Here is a 16,804-nt window from a genome sequence, read left to right on the forward strand (position 1 = left end):
AACATTACCGCCTTTTAAAATTTTTACTCTAATTCATTTCGACACTAAAAATAATTTTTCCTGCAAAAAAACAGCCAAAATTATTTTAATATATTTTGGCTGTTTTATTTTATGAATGGCTTAGTTAAAAATTAATGTTGATTTCCACTCAATCAACAGGTTTTAAAAAAGTTAGCAACCTCTTTTAACAGAGCCTATGGGTATTTATTATTGTTGATTTTGATAGAGCATTTTTACCATATCAGCAAATAATAAATTTACTCCGCCTTCACTGTCTGTCACATCAAGATTGACGGCAACTAGGGCATATTTGGGATTTTGGTAAGGGAAATATCCGGCAAACCATTTATTATGGAGCTGCTGGCCATTTTCATATTTCCCCGTTTCCGCCGTACCCGACTTTCCGGCTACTTCATAAGGCAAGTCCTGAAACCATCGCCCCGTCCCATTCGGATTGACCACCACTTCACGGAGCAGCTTTTGCAGTTTTGCAGCAGTATAAGGAGAAATGGTTTCACCTTCGAGACTATTTTTCGGAAAATCAATCATGGTTGTCCCATTTTTATACTCAATTTTAGTAGCCGCCCGGACCATTTCCTTTTCCCCGCCGCGGGCAATGGTCGCCATCATATTGGCCACCGAGAGCGGGGTTGCCCGGACTTCATTCTGGCCAATGCCTGACATCGCAACATAATTGCTGTCTGTTCTCGCTTCTTCCGATAAAAAAACTCGGCCTTTGTCCTCATCGGCAAGCTGCTTAAAATTACTTGTATGAAACACTTCCCCCTGCCAGCCAACAGAACCGGTCAGGGATAATTTAGCGGCGTAATTTTCTAAAACATTAGGGTCCTGTTTTTGCAATTCTTGAGCCAGTTCCCCGAACGTGCGGTTACAACTTCTTGCAAAGCTATCGGTGAAATTCAACATTCCATAATTGTATTTGAGTTCCGGTTTGCCGGTAATCTTTTTACTGCAATCAAACAACCGCATTGGGTCATCGAGATTATGGTCGATAGCTGCAGCAGCCACAACCGTCTTAAATACGGACCCGATAATTTGCTGCTCCAGCATTCGATTGGTGATGCCTGCACTGCTATAAGGGTCCTTTTTATTGACAGCAGGTCGGGATACCATCGCTAATACACTGTTATCTTCAATGTTAAGGAGGACGATGCCCCCCTTCTTAATCTGGTATTGATCGACTAATCCCTCCGCCTTCTCCTGGATGGCCTTATCGATGGTAGTCCGGATGTTAACCGGATAAAACGGGTTAGCAGGGTCCACATATTTCACATTGATGCCGAACAACGGAGCTCCGCTGCCGTCAACATGGTAGACCAGTTTTGACTTGCCTTCGGGCAGAAGAAATTCATCAAAACTTTCCTCGAGTCCGGAAACGCCAATCAGGGTTTTCTCTGATAATTCCTTATTAGGATAACGCCTTTCCAGTTCGTCTGCATTCTCGCCAGTTAACCCGATTAACTGCTCTGCCGGTATCGACGTACGTTCAAACTTTTTCTCCACAGCAAATACCCCAGGTATATTCAAAGCATTGACTTTTTCCGTTTGTGAATCAGTAAGTTCAATCGGGTCGGGTTCCCCATAGGCAATTGGCTTTTTGGCCGAGGTGACCGCTTTTTCCAAGTCTGCCGCAGGAATATTGGTGATTGCCGAAACTTTGTCAATGTCCCAATCCATTTTTTTTAAAAAGGGAAACAACACCAATACTGATACCATTTTATGGGTAAGCATTGTGCCGTTCCGGTCAAGGAAATTTCCCCTGCCATTATCGATGACAAGTTCTTGAGTTCTTTGCTTTACACTTTCCTCAAGCAAATTGACATGATGCTTCGAAAAGGTCTCCGTATCGAGTAATTGGATTTGAACCAACCTGGCCAATAGGAGCGCCAGACCTATGATGCAAATAAACAGCCAGCCAATCGCACGTTTTCTCCACATAAAAAACACCTCGTCAAAAGTCTTGACGAGGTTTCGAATTTTCAAACAATCTTATCATCATTACAAAAATTTTATTTAATAGAAACGATGCGGACGCTCATTTCCCCGCCTGGCGTTTGAACGGATACTTCTTCGCCCACTTTTCTTCCAATCAGGCTTTTCGCGATAGGTGAATCATTGGAGATTTTTCCTTCGAATGGATCGGCTTCCGCACTACCCACGATGGTATAGGTCTCTTCCTCTCCATCCGGCAGTTCAATAAATGTGACAGATCTTCCCAATGATACGGAATCACCAGCTGCCTCACTGCCCTCAATGATTTTGGCATTGCGGACCATATTTTCTAAAGTGGTAATTCTGCCTTCCACAAAGGCTTGTTCTTCTTTTGCGGAATCGTACTCGGAGTTTTCCGATAAGTCACCAAAGCTTCGGGCAATTTTAATTCTTTCCACCACTTCTTTGCGTTTAACCGTTTTAAGATACTCTAATTCCTGTTCCAGTTTTTCTTTACCAGCCTGCGTCATTGGAAATACTTTTTCTGCAGCCAAAACCCTCACTCCTTCAAGTCTCACAATCCCCCAAAAGAATTGTGTAATTGTATGTAATTAATATTATGCTGATACCGGCATAATATAAGCTTGCGCGTCCTAGAGTTTAGGGCGCGCGCTTTTTAAAAGGATAAATCTAAAATCAATTTTTGCAGTGTTTTCTTTAGCTATTGTGTCATAAAATTGATTTTTGTTCAAGAATTGTTTGAATTTTTGTGACCATTAAATCAATAGCCACGTGATTTTGTCCGCCTTCGGGAATGATAACATCCGCATAACGCTTTGTCGGCTCGATAAATTGGTTATGCATCGGCCGCACCACATTTGTATACTGTTCAATAACCGAATCAAATGTCCGCCCGCGTTCCTTGATATCGCGCGACAGACGGCGGATGATTCTAAGGTCGGCATCTGTGTCAACGAATACTTTAATATCCATTAAGTTTCTCAGACGCTCATCCTCTAAAATTAATATTCCCTCTAAAATAATGACTTCCTTTGGTTCTACATGGATAATTTGGTCTGATCGGGTGTGAAGCGAATAATCATAGACGGGCTTATGAATCGGTTCATATCGCTGCAGTTTTTCAATATGTTCGATTAATAAATCATTGTCAAAAGCAAAGGGATGGTCATAATTGGTTTTTAAGCGTTCCTCAAACGGCAGATGACTCTGATCCTTATAATAATAATCCTGTTCAATCACCAAAATCGAATGGTCTTTAAAGCTCTCGGCGATTGCCCTCGTCACACTTGTTTTTCCAGAGCCGGAACCGCCGGCTACTCCTAAAACAACGGGTTTGCGCATCAGTTAGTTCTCCTTTCGCATCATGTTGTTAGGATAGACCGGCCTGTCCAATTTAAATTGGACAATTTGCAACGGATGTCTGGCAGCGTCCAGTTCATTTCCTTTCTCATCCCAGATCTTATCAATGACATGAGTAAAGTTTTGAATTTCCGGTCCGAAGAATTCCACTTCATCGCCTGGTTTGAAATGATTCCGCTGTTGCAGGGTAACCATTTGTGTTGATTCGTCAAAGTTCAAGACCAAACCTATAAATTCAAACGTTGTCTTCTTGCTATGATTACCAAACATTTGCTCTTTATACCCAGGAGTACCTTCAAAAAAGGCCGGAGCAGTCTCTCGGTTCGCACATTTATTAAGCTCTTGGAGCCATTCGCGTTTAATCACAAAATTGTCTGGGTCAGCACAATAAGCGTCAATCACTTTTCGATAAACACTGACAACTGTCGCAATGTAGTGGATAGACTTCATTCGTCCCTCGATTTTTAAACTATCAATGCCAAGTTCAATCATCTTTGGAATCGCCTGGATTAAGTTTAAATCCTTAGGGCTCATGGCAAATGGTGAGTCTCCATCTGCAAATAGGGCTGTTTCCCCATCGCTTCCTTCAAGCTGGTATAAATCGTAATCCCAACGGCATGACTGGCAGCAGCCGCCGCGGTTGGAATCCCTGGCTGTCATGTGATTGCTCAAAGTACAGCGTCCAGAATAGGCGATGCACATGGCACCATGAATGAATGTCTCGATTTCGATATCGGTTTTTTCTTTCATTTCCCTTATTTCTTCGGCACTTGTCTCACGGGCTAAAACCACGCGTTCTAAGCCTTCCTCCTGCCAGAACTTAGCTGCCTTCCAGTTGGACAGGGATTGTTGTGTGCTTAAATGAATTTCAATTTCTGGGGCAATCCGGCGGCATGTTTCTATGATAAGCGGATCGGCCACAATAATCCCCGCGATACCTGCCACTTTTAGGCCTTGCAGGTACTCCTCCAAGCCTGAAATATTTTCGTTGTGCGCGTAAATATTGGTGGTCACATAGATTTTCGCACCGTAACGTTTGGCAAACTCCACGCCTTCTTTGATTTCTTCCAACGTAAAGTTGTCCGCGTTGGAACGGAGGCCGTACTCTTGCCCGCCAAGGAACACAGCATCAGCGCCATACTGCACGGCAATTTTCAGCTTTTCCAGATTGCCAGCTGGAGCAAGGAGTTCCGGTTTTTTCACAATGACACGTTTTCCGTCAATGATCTCAGAAATCTTGTCTTTAACTGTATTCACGATTTGAACCCCTCCATAAATTTATAGTAATGTCTAGCTCCAGCGCCTAGGGGCAGGGTCATAAGCGAATCCGTCAAGAAGACTCGTCTTATGCCTGTCACCCTTGAACAAGGCGCTTAGCCTTTTCGTTTAATACACTGTTTCTTTAAAGAAGAACCCAGTATCCAATGGACGGTTTTTCGGCTGAATTTTCTCAATGGCTTCCAGTAACTCGTCCTTTTTGTCCTCATAAAGTTCTGGATCCTCAAAATACAAATCGATTGCTTCACGGTAAATCTTGGTTACGGCAAGAATATATTCAGGGCTTTTCAAAATACCGTCAATCTTGAACGAATCAACCCCGGCTTCCAGCATATCCTGCAGCTCATCAATAATACAGATATCATTAGGGCTCATAATATGAGTCCCATTTTCATCCTCAAAAATCGGATATTTATTGCTGCGTTCTTTATCGTGCAGAAACATGTTCTTTTGCTGCTTGCGATTTTCGATTTCCATCGCTTTGCCTTGGTATTCAAAATAATTGCCAAGCAACGTGCGCTTCGACTGGAACATACAGCTCATCCCGTGTACCTGTACCTCAATTTCAACTTCAGCTTGTTCTTTCGTTTCGACAATTGCATCCATATTGATTTCACGGGCAAGCACTGCGCGTTTAGCCCCTTTTCGACCCCAATAATTGCAGGTGTACCAGTTTGTACCGGTTGTTTCCGTGCTCCAGTGAAGCTTCATATCTGGTGCTGTTTCCCTTGCGGCCATTAACACTGCAGGGTCGCCAAAAATAATCGCGTCTGCCTTTACATCAGCCACGAAACGGATATATTCATTTAATTCATCCACTTTTTCATTATGGAAAATCGCATTCATCGCCACATATACTTTTTTTCCGGCAGTGTGGGCGAGTTCGATCGCTTTCTTAACATCTTCACGATTAAATTCACCGGCAAGCCGCAAACCATAACGCTGTTCCCCAATCACAAACGCATCTGCTCCCGCTTCCGAGAGCGGCAAGATATCATCAACCGAAATTGGAGTCACAAGCAATTCCGTTTTAATCATTTCGTTTCACCTCTTCTTTTACTAATGGCCACCCCGTCACCTACAGGCAGAATAACGGAATCAAAATCCGGATGTTCCATTAACCAATGGTTAAAGTCATCAATTTTTTTGACAAGATTCCGGGTCCGCTTTGATTCAATCTCCTGCTCGGCCACAAGTCCTTTAAATAAAACATTATCGGTAATAATCATTCCGTCCTCTTCAAGAAACTGGGAATAAATATCGAAAAACTTTTTATATTGGCCCTTCGCCGCATCAATAAAAATCGCATCAAATGGCGCATACCGGCCAACCTGTTCTGCAACTTCCAGGGCATCCCCTTTAATTAAATGAATGTTCTCGCTTTGGCTAGTGCGCTTGAAAAATTCCTCTGCTGCCAAAATGCGTTCCTCATCACGTTCGATCGTCACAATTTTCGCGTTTGGAAGAGCATCTGCAATTCGCAGTGCGGAATAGCCAATGGCAGTCCCGACTTCCAATACAGCTTTGGAATCATGGATTCTAAGCAGCTGCAGCATGGTCTCAATTCCTGCTAGCTCCATAATGGGCACATGATGAATCTTTGCATAGCTTTCCATTTCGATAAATAGGGGATTTCTTCCCGGAATAAGTTGTTCTAAATAAGAATGCAGCTTTTCATTAATCAAGCTGCGTCACCTCAATCCTATAAAAATACCCGGAACATACTCAGCGGGCATTGAAGATGTATACAAAGTCAAATACTTTTAGTATTTGCCTAAAAAGGCCTGTTTAGACATAAAAAATAGCGTACACAGAAATTTTAACATTGTGGCGGCCGCGAGCCCAAAACTTAAGGCTGCCATCAATGTTGCTTTACTGGAGTTACGCTATGGCTTCCAAATAAACACCTGAACCATTCTACCATAAAAAAAGAGGGAATGCTATACTTCCCCCTTCCATCGTACTATTTTTTATTGGTAATATATTTTGCCTTTTCCTGGTTATGTTCTTCCAATGTTTTGGTAAAAACAATATCTCCACTTTCGGTTGCCAAGAAATAATAATAATCCGTTTTTTCCGGTTCTAACGCCGCTTCAATCGAAGACTTTCCGGAATTGGCAATCGGACCAGGCGGGAGACCGGTATGCAGATAAGTGTTATAAGGAGAGTTAACCTCCAGATCCTGATAAGTGACCCGCTCCTTGTGTCTGCCTTCCGCGTACAGCACGGTTGGGTCCGTTTGCAGCGGCATGCCCTTGTCTATACGATTATAAAATACACTGGCAATCTTTTTACGGTCGGTTTTTTCTGTCGCTTCTTCTTCCACAAGTGCAGCCATTGTTAACACCTGGTGAACCGATAGATTTTTTTGGCCCATTTCATCGGAATAATCGGCTAATACATCTTCCGTTTTGCCGAGCATGGCTGTTACCATTTCTTCAACCGAAGGGTTCGTCTTATAAAAAGGATACGTTGCGGGATACAAATACCCTTCCAAAGGATATTTTACAGCAGGATTGGTAATCTCCGTTGATAAGAGGTCAGGAAATTTAGCCATAAGCTGTTTAATAAATGCACTGTCGTTCAATTTATTAAGCACATCGGTTTCATTTTGATTTGTTGCCTTTGCCATGATGGCGGCAATTTCTTTTAGCTGTTTCCCTTCCGGCACGGTGATTTTAAAGCTGGCCTTTGCCAAAACCTTCCCGGTTTTAAGCCGGCCGACAATTTCCGGCACATCCATCGACGGGCTTAACTCATATTCCCCCGCCATAAAACCGCCTTCATTTTTTAGTTTGACATAATATTTAAAAACTTTTCCATCCTTAATGATCCCGTTATTTTCTAAAGTTTCACCGATGCCTGTGACAGATGAACCCAACGGGATATCCACTTTTTTATTTACCTTGCTGTCAGCATCCACCGGCTTTAAGGCAGATTTAATATAAAGATAGCCTCCGCCGCCAATTATAATAATCAATAATAGCAGTACAATCGATATCATAAATACAATTCGCCTGACGATTCTCGCTTCCCTTTGGTGTTCAAGCATTTTTTCCCGGATACTATCTTTCTTGTCGTTTGTCATCCCTTTCCTCCCTCCCACAACCCGAATGGCTTTTTCAATACTTTTCCTTTTTAAACATATTTAAACACAGAAGTGACATTGTAATTATTTCAGCACATAGTGGGAAAAATGTCAATTTTCCTTATTAAATGTTGAAAAAGAGCCGGCAGACTGCCGGCTCTTTCGTTTGTGATTATTCTTCTTCTTCTTCCTGGTCTTCGATAAACGTGTTAAACACTTCTTCAATCATATCCCATTCTTCATCCGACTCCACCGGCAATAATTCTCCGATGCCGCCGTCTTCAGTTGGAACATAGGCGTAGGCATGAACAACGCCTTCCTCATCTTCTTCTAACTCCCCGACCGGGAAACATAATAAATAGGATTTGTTAAAATCCTCCGAATCGAAAGTTAGCAGGATTTCAAATAATTCTTCATCACCATTCTCATTTACAAGCGTAATAAACTGCTCGTCGTTATCATGATCATGGTCATGATGGTTATGATTGTGCTCGTTTGACATTTCTCCACCTCATTATTTTATACTGTCAAGATAGCCTTGCAGGATCATCACCGCTGCCATTTTATCAATGACTTTTTTGCGCTTTTTCCGGCTGACATCTGCTTCGAGCAGCACCCGTTCCGCAGCCATTGTTGTCAACCGCTCGTCCCATAGCACAGCGGGAACTGAAAATCTTCGTTCAATTTCTTGTGCGTAGTTTTGGCTTGATTCACCACGAGGCCCGATAGTTCCGTTCATGTTCTTTGGCAGGCCGACGACCACTTTGCTAACTTGATACTCTTCTATTAATTGACCAATTTCATCAAAACCAAACTCTTGTTTTTCCTCGTTGATTTTGAGTGTCAAGAGCCCCTGTGCCGTCCAGCCAAGTTCATCACTTAGCGCGACGCCCACCGTCTTGGAGCCGACATCTAAACCCAATATCCGCATTCTTTAGACCTCTCGCTGTTGTTTAAGATAGGATTTAACTAACTCCTCAATGATTTCATCCCGTTCGAGCTTGCGGATGATATTACGCGCATCTCTGTGACGGGGAATGTAGGCCGGATCCCCGGACAAAAGGTAACCGACAATTTGATTAATCGGATTGTATCCTTTTTCCTGCAATGCTTCATATACTTGGAAAAGAACATCCTGTACGTTATGTTCAAACGGCTCTTCCGGAAAATTAAATCGCATCGTTTTGTCAAATGAGCTCATTCGCGTGCACCTCAACTCGTCATTGTTACCTTTATTCTACACTACTTTGTCCCCATTACAAAACAGAATTTACCAATTCCTCAACAATTTGCAGGGCGCCATCAAGCTGTTCGGGGTTCTTTCCGCCTGCCTGGGCCATATCCGGACGACCGCCGCCGCCGCCGCCGCATCTTGACGCCACTTCTTTAATCAGTTTGCCGGCATGATATCCCTGCTCGATTAAATCTTTGGTGACAGCTGCGATTAGGTTTACTTTTCCTTCATGGGCACTGCCTAAAACGATCACAGCCGAACCTAGTTTTTGTTTGAGGTCATCAGCCATATTTCTTAGGTTATTCATATCAGCCGCTTGCACCTTAGCTGCCAGCACAGTAACTCCATTCATCTCTTTTGCTTGTGAAACGAGACTGCCTGCTTCGATATTTCCAAGCTTGGCTGCAAGGGATTCATTTTCCCGTTGAAGATTTTTCATTTCACCCATTAATCCATCGATCCGGGTGACAACGTCTTTAGGATTAGTTTTTAGCTTCTCTGCTGCTTCCTTCAGCAAACCGACTTGCTCATTTAACAGTTTATAGGCTGCCTCTCCCGTGACGGCTTCAATCCGTCTCGTGCCGGCGCCAATGCCGCTCTCGGAAACAACTTTAAACAAACCAATCACACTGGTGTTTGGAACATGACAGCCGCCGCAAAGTTCAAGGCTGTAATCTCCCACTTTTACCACCCGGACAATATCACCGTATTTCTCGCCAAAAAGTGCCATAGCACCCAAGGATTTTGCTTCGGCAATCGGCTTCAAACTGATGTCCACTTGGAGACTGTTCCAAATTTTTTCGTTGACGATTCGTTCCACTTTCTCCAACTCATCTGGCTTCACTTGTCCAAAATGGGAAAAGTCAAAGCGGAGGCGGTCAGGTTCCACAAGTGAACCAGCTTGGTTAACATGCTCGCCAAGAATATCCTTTAACGCACGATGCAATAAGTGGGTGGCCGTGTGGTTTTTAATAATCCGCACGCGATTATCTGGATCAACGGTTGCTGTCACTTGTTGGTTTAATTTTAGGGTACCTGTTTTGATGACAACTTGATGAAGGTTTTGTCCGTTCGGCGCCTTATGAACATCTTTAATCGAAACGGTAACACCGTCCCCTTCCAATACACCCCGGTCGGCGATTTGTCCGCCGCTTTCCGCGTAGAACGGGGTAACATCCAAAATCACTTGGACCTCTTCGCCTTCTCCGGCAGCTTCAACAAGGTCGCCTTCTTTCACAATCGCCACGACAGTGGAATTCGTCATAAGCTCATCATAACCCACAAATTTACTTGCAACAGTTATGTCTCTTAAGACACCGCCCTGGACATGCATAGAATTTTCATCTTGGCGTGCGGCACGGGCCCGCTCACGCTGTTCTTCCATTTCCTTCTCAAAACCTTCATGATCAACGGTTAATCCTTCTTCCTCGGCATATTCTTCCGTCAATTCGACTGGAAATCCGAAGGTGTCATATAGACGGAAAACGTCCGCACCGCTAATGGTGGTTGAGCCTTGTTCTTTCGCATTTTTGATAATGCTTGATAGAATGGCAAGTCCTTCATGCAACGTTTCATGGAAACGTTCCTCTTCATTTTTGATGACTTTTTGAATAAATTCGATCTTGTTTTTTACTTCCGGATAGAAATCATGCATAATCTCGCCAACTACCGGAACGAGCTCGTACATAAATGGGCGCTCAATATTGATTTGCTTCGCATAACGGACTGCACGGCGCAGCAAGCGGCGCAGGATATAACCGCGTCCTTCATTGGAAGGAAGGGCCCCATCGCCAATCGCAAAAGCCACTGTACGAATATGGTCTGCAATGACTTTGAAAGCAACATCCTGTTCTTTGCTAGATCCGTATTTCTTGCCGGAAATTTCCTCAGTTGCCCGAATGATTGGGATAAATAAATCCGTATCAAAGTTGGTCGGAACATTTTGCACAACCGATGCCATCCGTTCCAGCCCCATCCCGGTATCGATGTTTTTCTTTGGCAGCGGGGTATACGTGCCATCAGGATTATGATTGAATTGAGAAAATACCAAATTCCAGACTTCTAAATAGCGCTCATTTTCCCCTCCCGGATACAATTCCGGGTCACTAGGGTCATTGCCATATTCCGGTCCGCGGTCATAGAAAATTTCGGAGTTCGGTCCGCTTGGTCCCTCCCCAATATCCCAAAAGTTTCCTTCCAAACGAATAATCCGTTCCTCTGGAATGCCAATTTCTTGGTTCCAAATTCGAAAAGCTTCCTCGTCTTCCGGATGGATTGTTACGGAAAGCAGCTCCTTGTCGAAGCCAATCCATTTTTCGTCGGTCAGATATTCCCATGCCCAATGAATCGCTTCTTTTTTAAAATAATCACCAATGGAGAAGTTACCTAGCATTTCAAAGAAAGTATGGTGCCGAGCGGTTTTTCCTACATTTTCAATATCATTGGTCCTGATTGATTTTTGGGCGTTAGTGATTCTCGGATTTTCAGGAATGACCCTGCCATCAAAATATTTTTTCAAGGTTGCCACACCGCTGTTAATCCACAACAGTGACGGGTCATCATGAGGAACCAATGATGCGCTTGGTTCCACCGCATGGCCTTTTTCCTTAAAAAAGTCTAAATACATTTTTCGGATTTGCGATCCCGATAAATTTTTCATGAAAAGTGCCTCCTTTTATTTTTGAAGCTCAGTTAAATATGGCTGTTGATTTTCCACTCCAGGCGCTTAAGCAAAACCGCAGGAGTCGAACTTATAAAAAAATCAACAATTTCCTTTAACAGAGCCATTTTTAAAAATGCACACAAAAAAGCCCTCATCCCTAAAACAGGGACGAGAGCTTGCCTCGCGGTACCACCCTGATTATGAGTACTAAAAAACTGTACCCATCTCTCAAAATCGCCTTAACGCGGCGCTTACGGCAGTGGTTAGCTGCACTCCGGATTAGCCTTCTGTTATCCTTCACCTGGAATCTCTTTCAGCCAAGGGAGATTCCTCTCTTTTACGCTCTGCAAGCGTTACAGATGGACTATAACATACTCGATCCTTCTTCATTTTCAAACAATTAGCATATATGACGAATTATATCGACGGATAAAGGGTTTGTCAAATCCTATGTGGAAGATTCATTGCGCCGTACGTCAATGAAGTGGTTCTTGGTGTGAATCAGGCCCACCTTTAGGATGGCAAAAACCGGCACAGCTAAAATCAAACCAAGAATTCCGCCCACTTCACCCCCGGTTGTCAGTGCCGCCATAATCCACAACGGATGCATATGCAGGCTCTTTCCGACAATGTAAGGCGATAAGATATTGCCTTCAATAAATTGCATACCAAACACAATAATGAGGGTAATAATAATTAATTTAACCGAAGTAGTGGCCGCAACGATTACGGCAGGGATCGCGCCGATAATCGGGCCGAAATACGGAATCACATTGGTCACCCCAACAATCAACCCCAACAGCAAGGGATATTTCAAGTGAAATATCCAAAACAAACAAGTAGCGATTGTCCCCATAATCAGGCAAACAAGCAGCTGGCCCCGAATATAATTCCCCAGGGATTCATCGACATCCCGCAAAAACAGCATGCCTTTTTTGCGCCAGGTCTTCGGGGTCAAATACCAGATTTTCTGTTTTATTTTCGCATAGTCTTTTAGCATATAAAAAACGATGAAAGGGATAATTGCTAAAATAACTGCTGAATTTAAGAATTGGATTAACACATTGACGATTGTGGTCAGGAGACTGTCCAACTTTTCCTCAAATGCATCAATTCCTTCATTTACCCGCTTCTGCAGCCCATCCGGCCATTCCCTTGTGTGGGATTGGAGGATCTTAATCCATTCCCGATACTGCTGCGCAAAAACCGGAGCGCTTTCCGACAAGTCCTTTATTTGATCGATAATGGCAGGTATCCCTTTATAAATGGCAAAACCGATACCACCAAAGAACAAAAGATATATGAAAAAAATAGCCAAACCACGATGCAGGCCCTTTTCATGCAGTTTTTCTATGACAGGATGAAGCAGATACGTAATAAAAGCCGATATGCCAAAGGGAAGCAGAATGATGACAATCATTTTAACAACCGGAATCCAGACGAACCGCAGTTTAAAAAAGATATATAGGGCAATTAATAAAAGGAGAGTAAAACCGATTCGATAAAACCACTTCATGCGAATTTCCAAAGCTTTAGTCCTCCTTTTAAAAATTAGTGTTGGAGACCCGAGATGGAAATATGCAAAAATCCCCTCAAAAATGAGGGGATTGTCATATAAAACTGATAGGGCTTCGATTTGGGTTGGCCTTGAGACCTCACTACATGGTATAACGTCGGGTTTCTTCTTCAAACAAATCATCGAGGGAACTTAAAGTCCCATCCTCTTCTACCTGATGGGTATTAATAATCCCTTTTGACACTGAAAGCTCGATAAAACAATTCCAGCAATAGTATTGGTTAATGCCAATTTTACCAATATCCTTGCTTTGACAATTTGGGCACTTTAACATGGAAAAGACACCTCACGCATTCTTAAGCTTATCCGCTTATGGAACTTTCCCTATTCTTTGCCACGAAGGGTTTCTGAAGACGGAGAAGTTTCATTTACGTCTACGATGATGGCGTCCTTTCCAATCGTTAAGGGCTTTTTGGAATGAATCACTTGTTTCCCTTCCGTTATGTCCGAAAAGAAGCCATCCGTGATTTCGTACCCTACGATTGTGCCCAATTCTTCCTGAAAATATACGTCATTTAACAGTCCCAGCGACTCACCGCTTTTAGAAAGCATCATTTTCCCTTCAAGTGAACGCTGATGGCCTAAAGTATAGTCTGGCAATTCCTTGGCTTTTTCCAAAACCCCGGCATCCTCAATCATGACGCCGTCCCAGCCGAAGGAATCCACTTTTTGAATATCGAGAAAACAAGCTTGTTTAAATAACACGCCTTTTTTCACCAGTAAGCCTGTGACGCTGCCCTCCGGTGAAATATACAAGTCGTTGATTTGGCCAATCTTTGTGCCACTTTTTGTTTCAAAAACAGGCTGACCCTTGAGCAAGGAAAATGTTCGCAAAGAGTACCCACCTCCTGTGAACATTTTTAGTTTCAGTCTTTTGCCATAAAATCATAAGGAGAAACGTTTTCCATTGTGGAACAGCCTTAAAGCCTTTGTTTATCAATACTTTCAGTATCTATGATGACTGTTTAGTCACACTGATGTCACAATCAAACAAATTATTCAATTTATCGGTCACACTTTGCTGCATGCTTGGTAGAACGTGACTGTAAATATCAAGGGTTGTTGATGCTCTGGTATGTCCTAATCGCTCTTGTATCACCTTGATGTTCACATTTACCTTCAATAACATTGTGGCATGTGTGTGACGTAAATCATGGAATTTCATTCTTGGCAATTCTAATTTTGAACAATAACCATTCAATACGTCATTTAAAGTATTGGGGATAACACGTTTACCATTTCTGGTACAAAACACTAAATTGTGTGGATTTGACAGTACATTTATTTTTTGCTGTTTTTTATGAAGTATCATTTCCTGTTTTAGTAAATCAGGAATAAGGACTTGTCTGAATTTTTTACTCTTGGTCTTCTTTGATAATTTACTACCATCAGATTCAAGTATTTGTTGAATATGGATAACATTATTTTCAAAGTCAACATTATCCCATGTTAATCCTAATATTTCACCTTTTCTCATACCAGTTAATAGAGCCATTAAGACTGTCAAGTAATATTTACCACGACTCTTATTTCCTTTGATTGACAAAAATAACTCTATATCTTCCTGATCCCAAATAACCATTTCCACATCGTTTCTTTTCGGTAAGTCAATATCTTGAACAGGATTTATTCTAACTAAGCCTGCCTTGATAGCATTACGAAAAACATCCTTTATTATAGTAGTAACTAGTAGGCAAGATTTACGTTTAAATCCATGTTCACTTGCTAAAGTATCAATTAAATTTTGAACTGTGATTGTACTTATCTTTTGAAGTTTCATTTTTCCGATTGCAGGATTAATGTGCAGCCTGCATAATCGTTCATACCGGATAAAGCTACTTTCTTCAATCTGCGATTTTTTTCGATTTTTCCATTTCTCTAAGAATGTTTCAAATGTAACGTTGCTTGGGTCAACAAATTTTTCTTGTTGGATTTCATTTTGGATTTCAAGATACTTCTCTCTGGCCTCTTTTAGTGTCTTGAAGCCAGTTCGTTTAATTTGTCTTCGTTTACCCTCAGATGTAAAACCAGCACTTATTACAAAATAATAAGTGCCGTTCTTGGTGTCTTTTTTTATATTCACAGTAAGTCACTCCTTTTGTTTTCTATTGGAGTGCAAACCATAAGTGCGACAACAATATTATAACATGTTATCTATGGAAAATGCACAATTTACCAACGTGATCTCTTTGTGTTTGACTTCTCACCTTTTAGCCAATTCTCCAGGACTTCTTTATGAACAAGATATCTATTTCCAATTTTCCTTACTTGAAATTCTCCGCTTTTCAACAAATCATAGGCATTGTTTCTCCCGATTCCTATGATAGCCATGACATCCTTTACATCGAGCATTAGTTTCTCAATCATGCATCTCCACTCCATCCGGTTGATTTACACTCTTGTATCGTTTGAATCAGGAGATATGCACAAATCAACTTTCTGGAGTGTGCCCAGTTCGATTTAACTGACCAACTATATATATATATATATATATATAAAACCATATATCGATTGGTATGATAGACTCTCAGCAACACGGAAAGGAACACCGTTACCACTTTTGTTTCCATTCCGTCACCTTTTGTTGACAGCGTGAGGCCATGGGAGACAAGGGATGTTACCGGGTTACCAGAAAAACCAATTTATTTTGTCTAATTTTGATTTTTCAATTTGGTTTCTAAATTTAACAAGTCTATATATAAATATATATATTTAAAAAATATAGTAACTAAAGTATTTCTATCCCTTGTCGCTGTAGGGTTTGAGGCGGTTACCGCCGGTTACTACTCGGAATTAAAACGGTAACCCACAACTTGCAACCCCTTGATAATACTGAGTTTTTGAAATGGTCAAAGTTACCCCATTAATGAAAACAAACGGTAACAAAAAAAAGATCCCCATTATCGAGGATCTTTCTTGCTGCTGTATTTCCAATCATTATGTGTTTTGAGTTCAGCGTTAATCATGTTTTTGATTGATTCAATAGTTGATTGTACCTCATTGCAAGATTCTGAGATCGATATCAACTCCTTTTTCCTCATTATTCAGCCTCCCTTGTGACATATCCTGTATATTTCTTGTGCATTTCCTGATCAAAGTAATATCGTTGTGAGTTTTGTTCCCATGTGACCCACTCAAGATTAAGTACACAATTGTTTTGCTTGTCTCCATCAAAGTGATCAACAACCCTTTTTGTCCTATCTGTCTTAGGAATGAAAGCCTCAGATACGAGATAGTGAACTAAAACAGGTTCCTGTTTTCCATCCTTTGATAACGTCACTTTTAAATATCCGTTTTTCAGCTTTGACTGTTTCAAGAGTTTTTCTTTTGGAGAACCCTTTCTGGCTAAACTCTTAACCTGTCCAAAGTTCGACACTTGGTATAACCCCTCAAACCCCTTGATATCTCTCCATTCTTCATCTACTTTCCAAAACTCTTTCATTTTGAGACCTGTTCCTTGTGTCATTCTTTCCCTCTCCTTTTGTAATATTTGTATGGCAATGCCTTACACTTATATATCGTAAAAACCCATGAAATTGCACAACAACGCTGTAATTATTCTAATAACCCTGTCGTTACTGTTGTTTTTATTTTTTGTATTAAATCGTTGTGCAAAAATCCAACTTTTTACGA

At 41.8% G+C, this 16,804-nt stretch carries 17 protein-coding genes; all 17 read right to left on the reverse strand.

Features of this window, described 5'->3' with window-relative positions; translation table 11 throughout:
- Positions 1 to 207: 207 nt before the first annotated feature.
- A complete protein-coding gene (locus tag ACY8D0_RS20315; RefSeq protein WP_462412301.1) occupies positions 208 to 1,959 on the reverse strand; it encodes a peptidoglycan D,D-transpeptidase FtsI family protein in 1,752 nt (583 codons plus the stop codon).
- A 71-nt stretch (positions 1,960 to 2,030) separates the two neighbouring features.
- A complete protein-coding gene (gene greA, locus ACY8D0_RS20320) occupies positions 2,031 to 2,507 on the reverse strand; it encodes a transcription elongation factor GreA (protein WP_462412302.1) in 477 nt (158 codons plus the stop codon).
- Between the two features lie 175 nt (positions 2,508 to 2,682).
- Positions 2,683 to 3,318, reverse strand: coding sequence for a uridine kinase (gene udk, locus ACY8D0_RS20325; protein ID WP_462412526.1), 636 nt, complete (start codon positions 3,316 to 3,318; stop codon positions 2,683 to 2,685).
- Positions 3,319 to 4,590: a peptidase U32 family protein gene (locus ACY8D0_RS20330; protein WP_462412303.1), complete on the reverse strand. Its 1,272-nt coding sequence runs from the start codon at positions 4,588 to 4,590 to the stop codon at positions 3,319 to 3,321.
- Positions 4,591 to 4,719: 129 nt separating this feature from the next.
- On the reverse strand, positions 4,720 to 5,649 hold the full coding sequence (locus ACY8D0_RS20335; RefSeq protein WP_462412304.1) for a peptidase U32 family protein: 930 nt from the start codon (positions 5,647 to 5,649) through the stop codon (positions 4,720 to 4,722).
- The gene (locus ACY8D0_RS20340) at positions 5,646 to 6,296 is read right to left on the reverse strand and encodes an O-methyltransferase (protein WP_462412305.1); all 651 of its coding nucleotides are present in this window, start codon (positions 6,294 to 6,296) and stop codon (positions 5,646 to 5,648) included. The genes ACY8D0_RS20335 and ACY8D0_RS20340 overlap by 4 nt, the downstream gene beginning before the upstream one ends.
- A gap of 278 nt (positions 6,297 to 6,574) precedes the next feature.
- The gene (mltG, locus tag ACY8D0_RS20345; protein WP_462412306.1) at positions 6,575 to 7,699 is read right to left on the reverse strand and encodes an endolytic transglycosylase MltG; all 1,125 of its coding nucleotides are present in this window, start codon (positions 7,697 to 7,699) and stop codon (positions 6,575 to 6,577) included.
- 172 nt (positions 7,700 to 7,871) lie between these two features.
- Positions 7,872 to 8,201, reverse strand: coding sequence for a DUF1292 domain-containing protein (locus ACY8D0_RS20350; RefSeq protein WP_462412307.1), 330 nt, complete (start codon positions 8,199 to 8,201; stop codon positions 7,872 to 7,874).
- Between the two features lie 12 nt (positions 8,202 to 8,213).
- Positions 8,214 to 8,630: a Holliday junction resolvase RuvX gene (ruvX, locus tag ACY8D0_RS20355; protein WP_462412308.1), complete on the reverse strand. Its 417-nt coding sequence runs from the start codon at positions 8,628 to 8,630 to the stop codon at positions 8,214 to 8,216.
- Positions 8,631 to 8,633: 3 nt separating this feature from the next.
- Positions 8,634 to 8,900 (reverse strand): IreB family regulatory phosphoprotein, encoded by a 267-nt coding sequence (locus ACY8D0_RS20360; RefSeq protein WP_042458674.1) that lies wholly within the window; start codon positions 8,898 to 8,900, stop codon positions 8,634 to 8,636.
- Between the two features lie 55 nt (positions 8,901 to 8,955).
- Positions 8,956 to 11,592, reverse strand: a complete 2,637-nt coding sequence (alaS, locus tag ACY8D0_RS20365; RefSeq protein ID WP_462412309.1) for an alanine--tRNA ligase — start codon at positions 11,590 to 11,592, stop codon at positions 8,956 to 8,958.
- A gap of 451 nt (positions 11,593 to 12,043) precedes the next feature.
- Positions 12,044 to 13,123 carry an AI-2E family transporter gene (locus ACY8D0_RS20370; RefSeq protein WP_462412310.1) on the reverse strand — a complete coding sequence of 360 codons (1,080 nt, stop codon included), beginning with the start codon at positions 13,121 to 13,123 and terminating at the stop codon, positions 12,044 to 12,046.
- 130 nt (positions 13,124 to 13,253) lie between these two features.
- Positions 13,254 to 13,445, reverse strand: a complete 192-nt coding sequence (locus ACY8D0_RS20375) for a hypothetical protein (RefSeq protein WP_462412311.1) — start codon at positions 13,443 to 13,445, stop codon at positions 13,254 to 13,256.
- 50 nt (positions 13,446 to 13,495) lie between these two features.
- Positions 13,496 to 14,005 (reverse strand): PRC-barrel domain-containing protein, encoded by a 510-nt coding sequence (locus tag ACY8D0_RS20380; RefSeq protein ID WP_462412312.1) that lies wholly within the window; start codon positions 14,003 to 14,005, stop codon positions 13,496 to 13,498.
- A 118-nt stretch (positions 14,006 to 14,123) separates the two neighbouring features.
- Positions 14,124 to 15,254 carry a site-specific integrase gene (locus ACY8D0_RS20385; RefSeq protein WP_462412313.1) on the reverse strand — a complete coding sequence of 377 codons (1,131 nt, stop codon included), beginning with the start codon at positions 15,252 to 15,254 and terminating at the stop codon, positions 14,124 to 14,126.
- Between the two features lie 89 nt (positions 15,255 to 15,343).
- Positions 15,344 to 15,538, reverse strand: coding sequence for a helix-turn-helix domain-containing protein (locus ACY8D0_RS20390; protein WP_462412314.1), 195 nt, complete (start codon positions 15,536 to 15,538; stop codon positions 15,344 to 15,346).
- Positions 15,539 to 16,211: 673 nt separating this feature from the next.
- Positions 16,212 to 16,637: an NUMOD4 domain-containing protein gene (locus tag ACY8D0_RS20395; RefSeq protein ID WP_462412315.1), complete on the reverse strand. Its 426-nt coding sequence runs from the start codon at positions 16,635 to 16,637 to the stop codon at positions 16,212 to 16,214.
- Positions 16,638 to 16,804 lie beyond the last annotated feature (167 nt).

The sequence above is a fragment of the Neobacillus camarae genome (genome assembly GCF_054950115.1).